Source organism: Pseudomonas capsici (genome assembly GCF_017165765.1).
Lineage (GTDB): Bacteria > Pseudomonadota > Gammaproteobacteria > Pseudomonadales > Pseudomonadaceae > Aquipseudomonas > Aquipseudomonas capsici.
This window is the reverse complement of sequence record NZ_JAFGZD010000005.1, coordinates 313977-328249: the sequence shown is the minus strand read 5'-3', so window position 1 is coordinate 328249 and position 14273 is coordinate 313977. Positions and strand designations below refer to the sequence as shown.

Annotated in this window: 14 protein-coding genes; 9 read left to right on the top strand and 5 right to left on the bottom strand. The window is 57.6% G+C overall.

Annotated elements, in window-relative coordinates; all coding sequences use genetic code 11:
* The first annotated feature begins 104 nt into the window (after window positions 1-104).
* The 4 genes from phhA (at window position 105) to JSY17_RS09705 (ending at window position 3201) form a co-directional block, all read left to right on the top strand.
* Window positions 105-908, top strand: coding sequence for a phenylalanine 4-monooxygenase (phhA, locus tag JSY17_RS09720; RefSeq protein WP_206400894.1), 804 nt, complete (start codon window positions 105-107; stop codon window positions 906-908).
* A 14-nt stretch (window positions 909-922) separates the two neighbouring features.
* Complete coding sequence (locus JSY17_RS09715) at window positions 923-1279, top strand: 4a-hydroxytetrahydrobiopterin dehydratase (RefSeq protein WP_117164671.1); 357 nt, start codon at window positions 923-925, stop codon at window positions 1277-1279.
* A gap of 392 nt (window positions 1280-1671) precedes the next feature.
* Window positions 1672-1851: a hypothetical protein gene (locus tag JSY17_RS09710; RefSeq protein ID WP_117164670.1), complete on the top strand. Its 180-nt coding sequence runs from the start codon at window positions 1672-1674 to the stop codon at window positions 1849-1851.
* 138 nt (window positions 1852-1989) lie between these two features.
* On the top strand, window positions 1990-3201 hold the full coding sequence (locus tag JSY17_RS09705) for an MFS transporter (protein WP_206400892.1): 1212 nt from the start codon (window positions 1990-1992) through the stop codon (window positions 3199-3201).
* Here JSY17_RS09705 and arfB read toward each other — a convergent pair.
* On the bottom strand, window positions 3198-3611 hold the full coding sequence (gene arfB / locus JSY17_RS09700; RefSeq protein WP_206400890.1) for an alternative ribosome rescue aminoacyl-tRNA hydrolase ArfB: 414 nt from the start codon (window positions 3609-3611) through the stop codon (window positions 3198-3200). The genes JSY17_RS09705 and arfB overlap by 4 nt on opposite strands.
* A 165-nt stretch (window positions 3612-3776) precedes the next feature.
* Between arfB and JSY17_RS09695 the strand changes: the two genes are divergently transcribed.
* Window positions 3777-4697 carry a LysR family transcriptional regulator gene (locus JSY17_RS09695; RefSeq protein ID WP_200978303.1) on the top strand — a complete coding sequence of 307 codons (921 nt, stop codon included), beginning with the start codon at window positions 3777-3779 and terminating at the stop codon, window positions 4695-4697.
* Window positions 4698-4720: 23 nt separating this feature from the next.
* On the opposite strand, the gene JSY17_RS09690 is transcribed toward JSY17_RS09695, so the two are convergent.
* Entirely contained in the window at window positions 4721-5737 is a 1017-nt protein-coding gene (locus JSY17_RS09690) for an XdhC family protein (RefSeq protein WP_206400888.1), read from the bottom strand.
* 293 nt (window positions 5738-6030) lie between these two features.
* Between JSY17_RS09690 and JSY17_RS09685 the strand changes: the two genes are divergently transcribed.
* The gene (locus JSY17_RS09685) at window positions 6031-6924 is read left to right on the top strand and encodes a LysR family transcriptional regulator (protein ID WP_117183588.1); all 894 of its coding nucleotides are present in this window, start codon (window positions 6031-6033) and stop codon (window positions 6922-6924) included.
* A gap of 59 nt (window positions 6925-6983) precedes the next feature.
* On the opposite strand, the gene JSY17_RS09680 is transcribed toward JSY17_RS09685, so the two are convergent.
* Window positions 6984-8585 (bottom strand): ATP-binding response regulator, encoded by a 1602-nt coding sequence (locus JSY17_RS09680; RefSeq protein ID WP_206400887.1) that lies wholly within the window; start codon window positions 8583-8585, stop codon window positions 6984-6986.
* Between the two features lie 201 nt (window positions 8586-8786).
* On the opposite strand from JSY17_RS09680, the gene JSY17_RS09675 reads away from it, so the two are divergent.
* Window positions 8787-9410, top strand: coding sequence for a response regulator (locus JSY17_RS09675; RefSeq protein ID WP_117183590.1), 624 nt, complete (start codon window positions 8787-8789; stop codon window positions 9408-9410).
* 64 nt (window positions 9411-9474) lie between these two features.
* Window positions 9475-11070, top strand: coding sequence for an ATP-binding response regulator (locus JSY17_RS09670; protein WP_162883248.1), 1596 nt, complete (start codon window positions 9475-9477; stop codon window positions 11068-11070).
* Window positions 11071-11128: 58 nt separating this feature from the next.
* Here the strand turns inward: JSY17_RS09670 and JSY17_RS09665 are convergent, their stop codons facing one another.
* The gene (locus JSY17_RS09665) at window positions 11129-12397 is read right to left on the bottom strand and encodes an OmpP1/FadL family transporter (protein ID WP_206400885.1); all 1269 of its coding nucleotides are present in this window, start codon (window positions 12395-12397) and stop codon (window positions 11129-11131) included.
* Between the two features lie 298 nt (window positions 12398-12695).
* Window positions 12696-13460, bottom strand: coding sequence for an OBAP family protein (locus tag JSY17_RS09660; protein WP_201015102.1), 765 nt, complete (start codon window positions 13458-13460; stop codon window positions 12696-12698).
* A gap of 198 nt (window positions 13461-13658) precedes the next feature.
* Here JSY17_RS09660 and JSY17_RS09655 point away from each other — a divergent pair, with 198 nt between their 5' ends.
* Complete coding sequence (locus JSY17_RS09655) at window positions 13659-14207, top strand: DUF4142 domain-containing protein (protein WP_404823337.1); 549 nt, start codon at window positions 13659-13661, stop codon at window positions 14205-14207.
* Window positions 14208-14273 lie beyond the last annotated feature (66 nt).

The following is a 14273-nucleotide window of genomic DNA, read 5'->3' as shown; positions in this document are numbered from 1 at the left end:
AGGCGACAACCCTTTTTGAAAAGTAATAGTCGCATCTCAGCGCGTCGAGGTTTCGGTTATCAGGCTAATCTTCAGAAACAATTACAACAATTGAAGAGGTATGCATGAGCCAGACGCAGTATGTGGCCCGTGACCCCGACGCCAGCGGCTTCATCGATTATCCATCTGCCGAACACGCAGTCTGGAATACCCTGGTCACCCGTCAGATGAAGGTGATCGAGAACCGTGCCTGCCAGGAATATCTGGACGGTATCGCACAGCTGAACCTGCCCCACGACCGGATTCCGCAACTGGGCGAGATCAACAAGGTGCTGGGCGCAACAACCGGCTGGCAGGTCGAGCGGGTTCCGGCCTTGATTCCCTTCCAGACCTTCTTCGAGCTGCTGGCCAGCAAACGCTTTCCGGTGGCGACCTTCATCCGCACCCCGGAAGAACTCGACTATCTGCAAGAGCCCGACATCTTCCACGAGATATTCGGCCACTGCCCGCTACTGACCAATCCCTGGTTTGCCGAATTCACTCACACCTATGGCAAACTGGGCCTGAGTGCGAGCAAGGAACAGCGCGTGTATCTGGCGCGGCTGTACTGGATGACCATCGAGTTCGGTCTGGTGGATACCGCCCAGGGTCGCCGGATCTATGGCGGCGGCATTCTCTCTTCGCCCAGGGAGGCGGTTTACAGCCTGTCCCCGGCACCGGAACATCAGGTTTTCGATCCACTGGAAGCGATGCGTACGCCTTATCGCATCGATATCCTGCAACCGGTGTATTTCGTATTGCCCGACCTCAAGCGCCTGTTCGACCTTGCCCATGAAGACATCATGGGACTGGTCCACCAGGCCATGCAGTTGGGTCTGCATTCCCCTAAATTCGAGCCACGGCCGCCCACCAGAAACCATGCGGCCTGAACAGGAGTCCTGGCATGTCATCTCTGAACCAAGCCCACTGCGAAGCCTGCCGCGCTGATGCCCCGCAGGTCAGCGAGGCCGAACTGGCCGATCTGATCAAACAGATCCCCGACTGGAACATCGAAGTACGCGACGGCGTGATGCAGTTGGAAAAGGTCTATCTCTTCAAGAATTTCAGATTCGCCCTGGCCTTCACCAATGCGGTAGGTGCCATTGCCGAAGCCGAAGGTCATCATCCGGGGCTGCTGACCGAATGGGGCAAGGTGACCGTGACCTGGTGGAGCCATTCGATCAAGGGCCTGCATCGCAATGACTTCATCATGGCTGCGCGCACCGACCAGGTGGCGCAGGACGCAGAGGGTCGCAAGTAAGGTTTTGCCAGCATCGGAGCGCCTTGCGCGGGACACTGAAAACCGTTTTTTGTTTCACGAATGTACCCACGGATTGAAAAAAATATCCGGATTGTCATTTTCAGTGTTGTATCCTGCAGAAGCTTTTTAAAGCACGGTTCAATCTGAAAACCCTTGTGAGGTGACGACGATGCATGAAATTCCAAACTTCCCCTTCCCAAGTCAACAGGAACCAAAGCAGTCTCCCCTGGCTCAACAGGAGCTTGGTCAAACTGCCGCAATGAAAGCAGCATCGCTGGCTCAAACCAGCCAAAAAGCCCGACGCAAAGACTGAAGGCAATTGTTTTCAGGCGTATGGAAACCGGTCTGACCAGGTTTCGATACGCCTGAAAAACCAACGAAAAAACGGACTCATGACCGACTTCACCGAACACCAGGCCAAAGCCCTCATTGGCGCTGCCGAAAAGATGATCGATATCTGGGAACGTCTCAGCCCGGAGAAACAGAGCGCCCTGCTCGCACGTTTCGGCACTCAGGAAAACGCCCTGGCCGCCCTGATCACCACCCAGCTCGTAGCCTCCAGCAAAGGCTAGGCTTCTATGTCTGCGCTTTAAATTGCGCATTTATCCCCTGTATCCCCTGCTGGATCGTTATCATGGCCGTTTCGAAAGCTTGCTAAGGGTTTGCCTGAGCCTTTCACCCACCCGCCGCCAGAAGGGTCCGCTCCTCCCATGTCCCAGATACAAGACACACCGCCTCTGAAGGTGACGTTGCAGGTCGTTTCAATCGTGATTTTCACGTTTATCGGCTACCTGAACATCGGCATCCCTCTCGCGGTTCTGCCGGGCTATGTCCATACCGATCTTGGTTTGGGGGCGATAACTGCCGGACTGGTCATCAGCGTGCAGTATCTGGCAACACTGCTCAGCAGGCCCTGGGCCGGGCGCATCATCGACAATCTGGGCTGCAAGAAAGCCGTGCAATACGGTCTGGCAGGCTGCGTGCTGAGCGGCGTCTTCATGCTGATCGCCACAGCAACAAGCGACTGGCCGGTGGCAAGCCTGGTCAGCCTGTTTCTCGGTCGCATCCTGCTCGGCGGTGCCGAAAGCCTTGTAGGTACCGGGTCGATTGGCTGGGGTATCGGTCGGGTTGGCGCCCCCAACACCGCCAAGGTCATTTCCTGGAACGGCATCGCCAGCTATGGCGCCATGGCGATCGGCGCTCCTCTGGGCGTGTGGCTGGTGAAGTCACTGGGGCTGTGGACAATGGGTGCCAGCGTCATTGCCGTGTCTTCGCTCGGGCTGCTGATGAGCTTGAAAAAACAGGGCGCCCCCATCGTGCAGGGTGAACGCCTGCCCTTCAGGCATGTATTGAAACTGGTTTTCCCCCATGGGATGGGGCTCGCTCTGGGTGGCATCGGCTTTGGTACCATCGCGACGTTCATCACCCTGTATTACGCCACCAGAAACTGGTCCGATGCAGCCTTGTGCCTGAGCCTGTTCGGTGCCTGCTTCATCCTGGCGCGATTGCTGTTCGGCAATCAGATCAATCGCCTGGGCGGCTTTCGCGTGGCCATTGTCTGCCTGTCGGTGGAAAGCCTGGGCCTGCTGCTGATCTGGATGGCCCCCACACCCGGCCTCGCCCTGGCTGGAGCGGCCCTGACCGGTCTTGGTTTCTCACTGGTTTTTCCAGCTCTCGGGGTCGAGGCCGTAAACCTGGTCCCGGCAGCCAGTCGAGGCGCAGCGGTGGGCGGCTATTCGCTGTTCATCGATCTGTCACTGGGCATCACCGGCCCGCTGGCAGGCGCCATTGCATCCGGATTCGGATTTGTCTCGATCTTCCTCTTCGCCGCGCTGGCGTCGCTGAGCGGTCTGGCCTTGAGCATCTATCTGTACAAGCAGGCGCAGGTGCTGCGCGAGCAGAAAAACCTCAGCGCCTCCTAGAAATCCACCTTGCCCCGCCCGGCCTTGATAGAACCTCGCTTGCTCTTGGAGTCCAGGCGACGGGTCTTTGAACCCAGAGTCGGCCTGGTCGGGCGGCGTTTCTTTTCGACCTTGGTGGCGCTGACGATCAACTCGCTCAGACGCAGCAACGCATCAGCCCGATTCTGTTCCCGGGTTCGGTACTGCTGCGCCTTGATCACGATCACCCCGTCACCGGTAACGCGGCTGTCGCGCAGGGCCAGCAGGCGTTCCTTGTAGAACGGCGGCAACGATGACGCGTTGATGTCGAAACGCAAATGCACCGCGCTGGAAACCTTGTTGACGTTCTGTCCGCCTGAGCCTTGCGCACGAATGGCTGTCCACTCGATCTCGGCGTCCGGCAGATGAACATTGTTGGAGATGATCAGCATTGGGTTCTCGTGACAATTGCAGAGTGCATCTTACTCGTGATCGGGCTTTTCCATTGATCAATCTGATTCATGACCTTATGCAGCCATGCAGGCTTTTCAGGCTTATGAACAATCGGGGTATGCTGCCGCCCCGGCAGGAGCCCGGCCCACTCAAGAGAACAACAGATGATCAGGGATTTTGCACTGCGCGACTACTTCAGCGGCCTGCTGGCATTCATTGCCGTGGCCCGCGAGCGCAGCTTCACCCGGGGTGCCGCACAACTGGGGCTCTCGCAGTCTGCGGTCAGCCATGCAGTGCGCGGCCTGGAAACCTCTCTTGGTGTACGCCTGCTCGCGCGCAATACCCGCACCGTCACCCCCACCGAGGCAGGTGAAAGGCTGCTGAAAAGTGTTGCTCCGCAGTTCGAGGAAATCGATGCAGAACTGGCGTCGCTGCAGGCACAAAGAGATACCCCGACCGGAACGATCCGCATCACAGCCTCCGACCATGCCATCCGTAGCGTGTTGTCAGCAAAACTGAAGAAGTTCTTGCCCAGATACCCCGCCATCAAGGTCGAACTTGTCTCGGAAAACCAGATAGTGGACATCGCGGCGCAGCGCTACGACGCCGGTGTTCGACTCGGTGAGCATCTTGATCAGGACATGATTGCAGTGCGCATCAGCCCCGATGTCCGCTTTGCGGTAGTCGCCACCAAGGCTTATTTCGCCCGGCACCCTATCCCCCAGACTCCCGGCGATCTGGTCGAGCAGAACTGCATCAACATCAGGCTCGCGACCCATGGAGGTCTATGGCCCTGGGAATTCGAGCGAGAGGGCAGTCAACTGAACGTGCGCGTCGACGGCCAGCTTGTCTACAACAGCGTCTATGAAGTACTGGACGCAGCGATTGCCGGCCTTGGCCTGGCCTATATCCCGGAAGATATGGCCAGCCCCTATATCCGCTCCGGACACCTCATCCAGTGCCTGGAAGAGTGGTGCCCCTTCTGGTCGGGGTTTCACCTGTACTACCCCAGTCGCAGACAGCCTTCGGGAGCGATGTCGTTGCTGATTGCAGCGTTGAGGCACGAAGGCAGCGACAAGCTTTAAGCTGCAAGTCAAAAGCTTGCAACTTAAAGCTTGCAACTTTCCTCATACTGCTTGGCTATGGCCACCGAGGCCTCTCTGGGCAATGGCACATTATTCTTGGCGGCGAGTATTTCGGCCATGACGCTGACAGCGATTTCTGCCGGGGTTTTGCTGCCGATATAGACGCCGATTGGGCCGCGCAGACGCTGCAATGACGCTTCTGTTTCGCCGAAGTGGGTCATCAATCGTTCTCTGCGACTCTGGTTGTTACGCCGAGAGCCGATTGCACCAATGTAGAAGGCCTGACTTTTCAGGGCCTCCAGCAGCGCCAAATCATCCAGTTTGGGGTCGTGGCTCAGGGCGATAATGCAGGTCCGAAGATCGGGTCGAAAAGCAGCCACCACATCGTCAGGCATACCGCTGCTTTTCTCCACGCCCGGCACAGCCCAGGTATCCATGTATTCGATTCGCGGGTCGCACACCGTCACCTTGAACCCGTTGAACAAGGCCATGGTCGAGACATACTCGGCCAGGGCACCCGCACCGATCAGCAGCATGCGATAGCCGGGACCCAGGGTATTGACCAGGCAATCGCCGTCGAACCTGAGTTCTTCAGGGACAGGCGTTGTCTCCAGACTCACGCTGCCGTCGACCAGGTTCAGGATGCGTCGCACCAGAGAACCCTGCTCAAGTCGGGAAACCAGTTGCTCAAGCATTTGCAGCGGAGGGCTGAATTCCAGAACCAGCTCCAGCGTGCCACCACAGGGCAGCCCGAAACGATGCGCCTCGTCGGCACTGACGCCGTAACGCACCACCTCGGGCGGCGTCTGCGGGATGCTGCCCGAACTGTAAGCCGTGGTGTAGCGGTGGATCAGATCGTCTTCGATGCAACCACCGGACACACTGCCAACGGCCCGTCCATCATCGCGAAGGACCATCATCGAACCGACAGGCCGAGGCGATGAACCCCAGGTCCGCACCACGGTGGCCAGCAGCACCCTGTGGCCAGCGGCAAGCCAGTCACAGGCCGTACGCAAAACCAGAACATCAATACTCGCCATGATCAACGTCCTGTCTATTCAAGATGCGGCGAAAAGCCTGGTCCATGTGTGCGCTCATAGCGGGGAATACGGAAAACGGACAGGACTGAAATCGGTGCCCTGCCCTTTGCGGATCATCGATCATTAAAGGGCTGCGACGAGCATGAGAAAAGACCCCGAAACCGAATAGGGTAATGAGCCGGATTGATCAATGCCGTCCTCATGGATTGAAGCAGAAATACTGCATTCATGAGTGCTGCGGCGCTGTGTCCGTCTTGATACAGTTGCGCGCCTTCCATGCAGAGAATTGATTAATGCCCAAGGAAAACTACAGCGATCTGCTCGCCCTGATTGCAGTTGCGCGCGAACGCAGCTTCACGCGTGCAGCCTCTCAGCTGGGGATTTCTCAATCCATGCTCAGCCATACCATTCAGGGGCTGGAGGCACGGTTGGGCGTGCGCCTTCTCACTCGCACCACGCGCAGTGTTTCCGTGACCGAAGCCGGTGAGCGCCTGCTGCAGACAGTCGAACCGCGCCTCAAGGCCATCGAGTCCGAACTGATCGCCGTGGCCGAATTCGGCAACACACCCGCCGGCAATATCCGCATCACGGCCACCGACCATGCCATCGATACCCTGCTCTGGCCCAAGCTGGCGCAAATTCTGCCCAAGTATCCGCAAATCAGCGTGGAACTGGTCATCGACTATGGCCTGACCGATATCGTGGCCGAAAACTTCGACTTCGGTGTTCGCCTCGGAGACGGTCTGACCAAGGAAACCGAGGCCGTGCGTATCGCGCCTGACATGCGTCTGGTGGTTGTCGGTGCCCCCTCCTATCTGGAGTCGCGCAGCATGCCCGCCCGGCCTCAGGACCTTACCGATCATGAGTGCATCAACATGCGCCTGCCGACTCGCGGCGGACTGTATGCCTGGGAGTTGAAGAAGGGCGATCACGAAATCAACGTGAGGGTCAAAGGCAAGCTGATTTTCAACGGCATCAAGCAGATCCTCAATGCCGCCGTATCGGGCTTTGGGCTGGCCTATGTTCCAGAAGACATGGCCCAGCCTCATTTCGATAACGGCACCCTGCTCCCGGTACTGGAAAGCTGGTGGCCGAGCTTTCCGGGCCTGCACCTGTACTACTCCAGCAAGCGGGAAAAATCACGGGCCATGCAGACCCTTATCGATGAGTTGCGCTACGAACAGTAGCTGATTGCTTATAGACCTGAACGTATGGCGTAATGAATCGGAGTCATCAAACTGGCGACTCAAGCCTTCTCACGCATCTCCAGCAGACTCAGACGCAACTCCGAAGGCCGCAACGGCTTGGACAGTACCGATACCTTACGGCCCTGCAAGGCTGCTTGGACCATTTCTACCTCGCGCCCGGTGACGATCAGGGCCGGAACCTCCCAGCCGCGCAAGGCCCGTATGTTGTCGATGCAATCCAGACCGTTGGCTGTGGTGCCCAGATCGTAGTCAGCGACGATGATGTCGCAATCGGTCGTCAGCCCGTCGGCAGAGTTCGCCATCTGGACCTCGCAGCCCCATTTTTCCAGCAGTGCGGCGGTGGCCATCAGTACATTGCTGTCATCTTCCACCAGGCAGATTTTCACGCCGTTGAGCAGGCTGTCGCCCAGCGTCTTTCTGCGCGCAGGCTGCGCAGGGGCAGCCACCTCTTCGAGCCCGTGAATCGTTACCGTCGTGCCGCGATCCATTCGTGAATCGATGCTGACCTGCAAGCCGAGGATCTTGCTGAGCCGTTTGACGATGGACAAGCCGAGCCCCACGCCCTCGACGTCCTTGTCACGCTCGTGACGGATCCGATAGAACTCATCGCAGACCTTAGGCAGATGCTCGGCGGCGATGCCACGGCCCTGATCATGGATGCTGATCGACAGACCATTCCTGCGTTTGCGCACACCGATCAGCACCGGCTGCCCGGGAGCATATTTGAGTGCATTGGACAGGATGTTCTGAACCATCGTGCCCAGTAACGTGCCATCGGTACTGACCCAGCGCCGGCAGGGCCGCAGCCGCAACTCGACACCCGCCCAGCGGGCCGCCGCACTGTTCTGCAGGACGATTTCACCCAGCATCTCGTCCAGATTCACCCTGTCCGAGCTGGCCGAAACCTTGCCGCTGTCCAGGGTGTAGATATCCAGAATGGAGCGAAACAGTTGCGAAACGTTATGCAGGGAACGATCGATGCTATCGACCAGTTGCCGCTCATAGTCGCCCAGTGAACTTGAACGCAGGCACGCGGTAAACATGCCGATAGAGTGAATGGGCTGGCGCAGATCATGGCTGGCCTGGGCCAGAAAACGCTCTTTCTCACGATTGGCCACGGTTGCCTGCTCCGAAGCTTCCCGGGCTCTGACCAGCAAAATATGGGCATAACCCGGCACCAGAATGGTCACCGAGATCAGCATCAGGACCATGAACGGCTGCGACTGCCAATATGGCGTCAATTGGTAAGTGATCAGGATCGAGAGCATTGCCAGGCACGCGGCAATCGCCAGATAGCGCGAGCCGAAACGCATGCCGTTACCGAGGGTGACCCAGACCATGACACTGAAGATCGGCAGGGTCGCCTCGCCGCCCACGATCAGCCCGACGGAAATCCCGGTGTAGTCATGCAGCATTCCCAGCACCCGGCGCACCGGATACACACCCGGATAGCGGACGATGTGCTGGCGCAGGATCAAGGAAACCACCAGGAAGCCTGAGTAGTAGACAATGATCGGCTCGTACTGAGCGACGTCGAAATTCGGCAGGAAACCGATCGCGCCTACATAGATGATGGCAACCGTGGCAACGATCAGTCTCAGCGTTGCCTGATCCAGTTCGGCGTTTTTCCGCTCCTGCATGTTTACTCCTGATTTCAGGCCGGAAAAGTTGAGCAACCTTTCCTGAACTTAAAACAAATACTGGCGTCCTAATATCACTTAAACAGAAATTGCCCGTTAATGCTGCCAAAAGATAGAGAATCAACTTAAAGACGTATCATTTATGATACAAGTTGTCTCGATCGAGTATGATGAGCGCACTTAAAATTCGGAAGCAGAGGCATGTCGTGCAGAATCATCGTGGCCGACGACCACCCCTTATTTCGTGAAGGCATGCTACGCACCATCGAGCGGCTGCTGCCTGAAGCGATCATCGAGCAAGCCGGTAATCTCAATGAAGTCCTGACCCTTGCACGCTCGGGCGATGAAGTCGATACGCTGATTCTCGACCTGCGTTTCCCCGGCCTGGATTCGATGCAGAATATTGCCGAACTAAGGGACGAATTCCGGCGCACATCGATCATAGTTGTTTCAATGATCGATGATCTGGAAACCATTTCCCAGGTCATGTCACAGGGTGCCGACGGCTTTATCGGCAAGAATATCGATCCACTGGAAATAACCGAGTCCATCATCGCCATTCGTCAGGGCGAAGTTGTGGTCAAGTACAAATCCGAAGGCTCGATTTTGAGCGATTCGACGATCAGTGCTCTCAGTGCGCTCACTTTCCGGCAGAAGCAGGTGCTGGGTCTGGTCGCCGCCGGAAAGACCAACAAGGAAATTGCCAAGGAACTGGGTATCTCGCCTTTCACGGTGCGCATCCATGTGTCCAGCCTGCTCAAGGTGCTTGGCGTATCCACACGCTCTGCCGCCGCTGCGCAGTTCTCCAGCCTCGCCATCAAGTAACTCTTCGCCTCACTGCCAGCCAGGAACCGCGATGTCGATACTCTCCAAATGCAAAGACCTGGAAATGATCCAGGCCCTGCTGCGCATGGCCGTCATCGGCACATCGGCCCTCTATGCGCTGATCATGTACGCACTGGACGACATGTCCGAAACCCGGATGTGGGTGATTCTGGCCTATTGCCTGGGCTTCGGTATCGTCGGCACAGGCCTGATCCTGCGCATCGCCCAGCGACCGGGGGCATCGACAAGACGCCGGGTATTCGCGCTGGTTCTCGACAATATGGCCGGGATCGTCACCCTTACCGTAGGCGGCGAGCCGATGTTGCCGGTGTACTCGGTCATGCTCAGCATGACGGTCGGTTACGGTATGCGCTACGGGCGCAACTATCTGCTGCTGGCCACCGGTTTTGCCCTGGCTTCGCTGGCGATCATCATCCAGCTCACGCCCTTCCTGCAGGAACATCCTGCAGTCGCGGTCCTGATGGTCCTGACCATGCTGGTGCTGCCGCTGTTCGTGTATTTTCTGCTCTCACGCCTGAATATCGCCCTGGAAGAAACCCGGGCCGCCAACGAGGCGAAATCGCGCTTTCTGGCTCAGGCCAGCCATGATCTGCGACAGCCCATCCACTCCATCAGCCTGTTCACCGCCTGCCTGCGTGACGCGCAACTGGGCACGGACGAACGTCGTCTGGTGGACAATATCGACCGGGCGCTGAGTGCGGTCGAGCAGCTTTTCCGCTCATTGCTGGACAGCCACACGCTCAATCAGGGCGAAGTGACGCCGCGCCCGGAAACCGTCGATGTCGATGCGCTGTTGAACGATCTGGCCAGCCAGAACAGCGAGGCAGCCAACTGGGCCGGCGTCGAAATCCGCGTGCGCCCCTGTCGGCAACATGTCTACAGCGACCCGGCGCTGTTACGCACCCTGTTGCAGAACCTGATCTCCAACGCCTTCAAATATGCTCCCGGCAAACCGGTGCTGATCGGCTGTCGACACCACAAGGGCAAACTGAGCATCGGTGTCTATGACCTGGGCCGCGGTATCCCGGCGGAACACCTGCCTCATCTGTGCAACGAGTTTTACCGAGTGCGCGAGGAGCGCGATCAGGACATCGAAGGCGTCGGGCTGGGGCTGAGTATCGTCAACCGCATCGCCCGGCTGCTGGAACTGAAGATCAGTATCGGTTCGCGCCCGGAACGCGGCACGGCGGTGGTCATCAGCGGCTTGCAAACCGTAGCCGCAAAACCCGTCGCCCCTACCCTTGATATTGACTGGAACAAGCGCCTGCTCGGTGGTTTGCGGGTATTACTGATCGAGGACAATATCAACGTATTGCAAGCCACCGCCATGCTGCTGCGCAAATGGGGATGCGATGTGCAGACCGCATCGGCCATCCCCAGAACCAGCGTCGATTGCGACCTGGTAGTCACCGACTTCGACCTTGATCGCAGTGCCACCGGCGCGGATTGCATTGCGTACCTGAGCCAACTGCACGGCCGCCGCATACCTGCCATCGTGATCACCGGCCACGAACTCCAGCACGTCCGCCAATCGCTCAACGATCCACAGATCCCGGTCCTTTCCAAACCCCTGCGCCCGGCAGAACTGCGTTCGCTGCTGTTGAGCTTCAGGATGAGATTGTTGCGCGCCTCGGCATGAAGCGCTGCATCAGGACTTTACAGAACGCTTGAATAAACATCCGGTAAAAAGCACGGGATCAGAAGCGGTATGTTGCCCCGACGCCAAACAGACTGGCATCGCTTTGATAAGTGGCACTGTAACTGCCCAGCGCATTGGCACGACTGACATCGACACTTTCTTCCCTGAGGTAGGAGTAAGCCAGGTCAATCGTCAGTTGCGGCGTCACGTCATATCCCACGCCCATGCTGAATATGCGTCGGTCCCCGGTCGGTGTACGCGGCGAACGATTGGTATTGCTGGTTGGCGACTGATCGAACATCAAGCCGGTGCGCAGCACCCATTGAGGATTCAACCGGTAATCGGTGCCAATGGCATAGGCCCAGGTATCGTGCCAGTTCAGCCCTTCCTGGATCGAACCGGTCAAGGCCGAGGCCAGCGAGCCACCTTGCGCGGCGGAAATCGGCTGATTACGCAGACTCAGGTCTTGCAGACTGCTCCAGCCCGTCCATGTCGCACTGGCATAAAGCTTCCAGGCATCGCTCAGTTCCTGAGTGACCGAAAAATCGTAAGACTCGGGGGTGGTCACTTTCAGGGTGCAGTCGTAACGGTTGCTGGCCAGCAACAGCGATGGGGTTCCAGCGCCAGTGGCTACCTGAGTGTGGCAATCGAGCTTGTAGTCCACTCTGGAGTGGTAAGTCACCCCGACCCGAGTAGTATCGGTCGCATTGAACAGCACACCGGCATTGAAGCCCAGGGCCGTATCTTCCCCTTTGACCTTCACGGCGGTGTCGGCAAGCGCCGGACTGAGGGTGATGTCAGACTCCAGGCTACCTGCAATCCGGTTCAGGGTGGGCCCGAAGCCAATCGACAGCCTGTCATTGAAGGCGTAACTGACGGTGGGCTGCAAGGTCACGACCTTGATATCGCTCTTGCTGGCAAACATCCTGCCTTGAAAACCGTTTTCGTAATCAGTCGACAAGCCAAACGGTGCATATGCGCCAAAGCCGAATGCCCAATGCTCATCGTGTTTCCAGGTATAGAAGCCGAACGGAACGCTGCTGAACGGCACCATGTCACCGTCGTTGCTGCCACTGGAACGCCCGCCGACATGGCTGATGTCAGTGGACGCATCGATGAAAACCGCACCCGCCGTGATTTGCTGGCCTTCAAGACGGGCCATGCCTGCAGGGTTTCCATAGACCGTACTGGCATCTTCAGCCGCCGATGCACGCCCGGCCTGACCGATCCCCATACCGCTGACACTTTGTTCGGTGCGGGCAAAGCCTCCCGCCAGCAGTTGAGTCGATACAAGTGCAGCGGTGAGGCCAAGGGAAGTCTTGAGCATGGTCATTTCGATTTATGGAACTCGTTATTCGTCAGCGGCGAAACATCGTCAGGATGTCCATATTGCCGCCATGGGTCGGCACCTTGCCGAGAGTGAGTCCATTCATGGCAATCAGGGAGGATTCGTGAGGTGATTCAGGAACTCGATGCAAGCGGGCAAGGCTATCAGCAGCAGAAAGTACGCTCCATAGTGCACATGTACTATATGAAAACCCGCCCTTTCATGAAACCGAGCAGCGCCACTGCAACTCGTCGAGGCGCTGGTCGGGCAAAGCACTTGTTTTCCAGGCTGGGCAAGCCTATGGGTGGTGCTGGCTATTGGTGGGATCCTGAATCTGGAAAACTCGCCCTTCGCGCCAGGCATCAGCCCCCGGCAATACCGCGGGGGCGACGATATCGTCCCTGGCAGCCTTTCTTTCAGCACTGCTGCTGCCAAATCGCCGATCACGCTCTGATACCATTTTCATGTCTGCCTGGCCTTCAGCGGTAAACCCCATCATCAACTGGGGCACGCCCAACGGCAGTTGCTTGTCCATGTCGGTATGCCACGTATGCCATGTCTTGCCGTAGGTATGCACCAGCTTTTCCATCAATGCATGTTCTGCCGGCTGCGGGATGCCCGGCGCGAACAACTGCCCTGATTTGACCTCGTGCACATGGCTATGCCAGAGCAACTTTTCCTGCTCGGGAAGCGCGCTGAACAGGTGCTCGCTGATGATGTACTCCACTCCCATCAGCTTGGCATCTTTCATGTTACCGTCGAAAATCGTGCACTGAATGACCTCTTCGTTGAGGATCGAACAGTAATGATGGGCTTCCATCTGCTCTTGCAGGCGGCCATTGTAAAAATGGAAGCCGTTGAGATAGGCATTCAACTCATTGATCGGCGGTCGGCTCTGCAGCGCATCCGCACCGATATCCAGCGCCTTGGTCAGCGGGGCAGCCGCTTCTCCGGGGGCCACGACTGCAGATCGCGTATTGCTGTCGCCACATGCCAGCAACATTCCAAGACACAGCGAAACGGTTGAACACTCCAGCGCTGTACGCCAATTGAACTCCTTCATCTTTCCCTCCCTGACCGTTCAAGGTCGGACCGATTACGGCAACAAGGTTCAGAACACTCGCTTACCGCCAGGTTTCGACTTTCTGTCAGGTCACTGACAGCAGGCATGAGTCCAGCCGATCAGCCCCCATGCACTTCGGGAAAAAGGCTGAACGAATCGAGAAAGCCCTCAGTCCGAACTCATACAAGCCGTAAATCCATGCCCTACAAGACCGATAAAAGGAAGAATCAAATGGCTCACTTAATCAAAACGTCCGCGCTTGCACTGTTGATTTCCCTGACTGGTCAGACGGCCTTCGCTGCCCAGGACAGCTCTGACTTCGTGGAGGATGCCTCCGCCAAAGGTATTGCCGAAGTGGAAGCCGGCAAACTTGCGCAGGAAAAAGGCAGCTCTGACGACGTGAAGAAATTTGCCAGACAAATGGTCCAGGACCACACGGCAGCCAACAACAAGCTCAAGGCCCTGGCCGAAAGCAAGAATCTGGAGGTTTCGGATGACACGACGGTGATGGACAAGATGAAGTCGATGATGCTGGAGCTACGCAACGCCAAGCCTTTCGATCGGGCATATATCAATAATCAGGTGACGGCCCACGAGGAAACCATTGCCCTTTTCGAGGAAGAAGCGGCAAACGGCGAGGACGCCGACCTGAAAGCTTTCGCTGCTGACACGCTCCCCAAGCTGAAGGAACACCTCATGCATGCGAAGGAGCTGGCCAAGACTCATGGTGACAGCGCCGCGAATTGAAGTTTGCGCTTCGCCAGGCTTGCGGGTCTGGCGAAGCGGCAAGAAGTATGGGGGTATTGCGAGGAA

What these genes read in the sequence shown, in the direction of transcription:
- JSY17_RS09685 (WP_117183588.1), top strand. Translation starts at nt 6,031, where the DNA reads ATGCCCAAGGAAAACTACAGCGATCTGCTCGCCCTGATTGCAGTTGCG.
- JSY17_RS09680 (WP_206400887.1), bottom strand. Translation starts at nt 8,585, where the DNA reads ATGCAGGAGCGGAAAAACGCCGAACTGGATCAGGCAACGCTGAGACTG.
- JSY17_RS09660 (WP_201015102.1), bottom strand. Translation starts at nt 13,460, where the DNA reads ATGAAGGAGTTCAATTGGCGTACAGCGCTGGAGTGTTCAACCGTTTCG.
- phhA (WP_206400894.1), top strand. Translation starts at nt 105, where the DNA reads ATGAGCCAGACGCAGTATGTGGCCCGTGACCCCGACGCCAGCGGCTTC.
- JSY17_RS09715 (WP_117164671.1), top strand. Translation starts at nt 923, where the DNA reads ATGTCATCTCTGAACCAAGCCCACTGCGAAGCCTGCCGCGCTGATGCC.
- JSY17_RS09665 (WP_206400885.1), bottom strand. Translation starts at nt 12,397, where the DNA reads ATGCTCAAGACTTCCCTTGGCCTCACCGCTGCACTTGTATCGACTCAA.
- JSY17_RS09705 (WP_206400892.1), top strand. Translation starts at nt 1,990, where the DNA reads ATGTCCCAGATACAAGACACACCGCCTCTGAAGGTGACGTTGCAGGTC.
- JSY17_RS09655 (WP_404823337.1), top strand. Translation starts at nt 13,659, where the DNA reads ATGCCCTACAAGACCGATAAAAGGAAGAATCAAATGGCTCACTTAATC.
- arfB (WP_206400890.1), bottom strand. Translation starts at nt 3,611, where the DNA reads ATGCTGATCATCTCCAACAATGTTCATCTGCCGGACGCCGAGATCGAG.
- JSY17_RS09695 (WP_200978303.1), top strand. Translation starts at nt 3,777, where the DNA reads ATGATCAGGGATTTTGCACTGCGCGACTACTTCAGCGGCCTGCTGGCA.
- JSY17_RS09710 (WP_117164670.1), top strand. Translation starts at nt 1,672, where the DNA reads ATGACCGACTTCACCGAACACCAGGCCAAAGCCCTCATTGGCGCTGCC.
- JSY17_RS09670 (WP_162883248.1), top strand. Translation starts at nt 9,475, where the DNA reads ATGATCCAGGCCCTGCTGCGCATGGCCGTCATCGGCACATCGGCCCTC.
- JSY17_RS09675 (WP_117183590.1), top strand. Translation starts at nt 8,787, where the DNA reads ATGTCGTGCAGAATCATCGTGGCCGACGACCACCCCTTATTTCGTGAA.
- JSY17_RS09690 (WP_206400888.1), bottom strand. Translation starts at nt 5,737, where the DNA reads ATGGCGAGTATTGATGTTCTGGTTTTGCGTACGGCCTGTGACTGGCTT.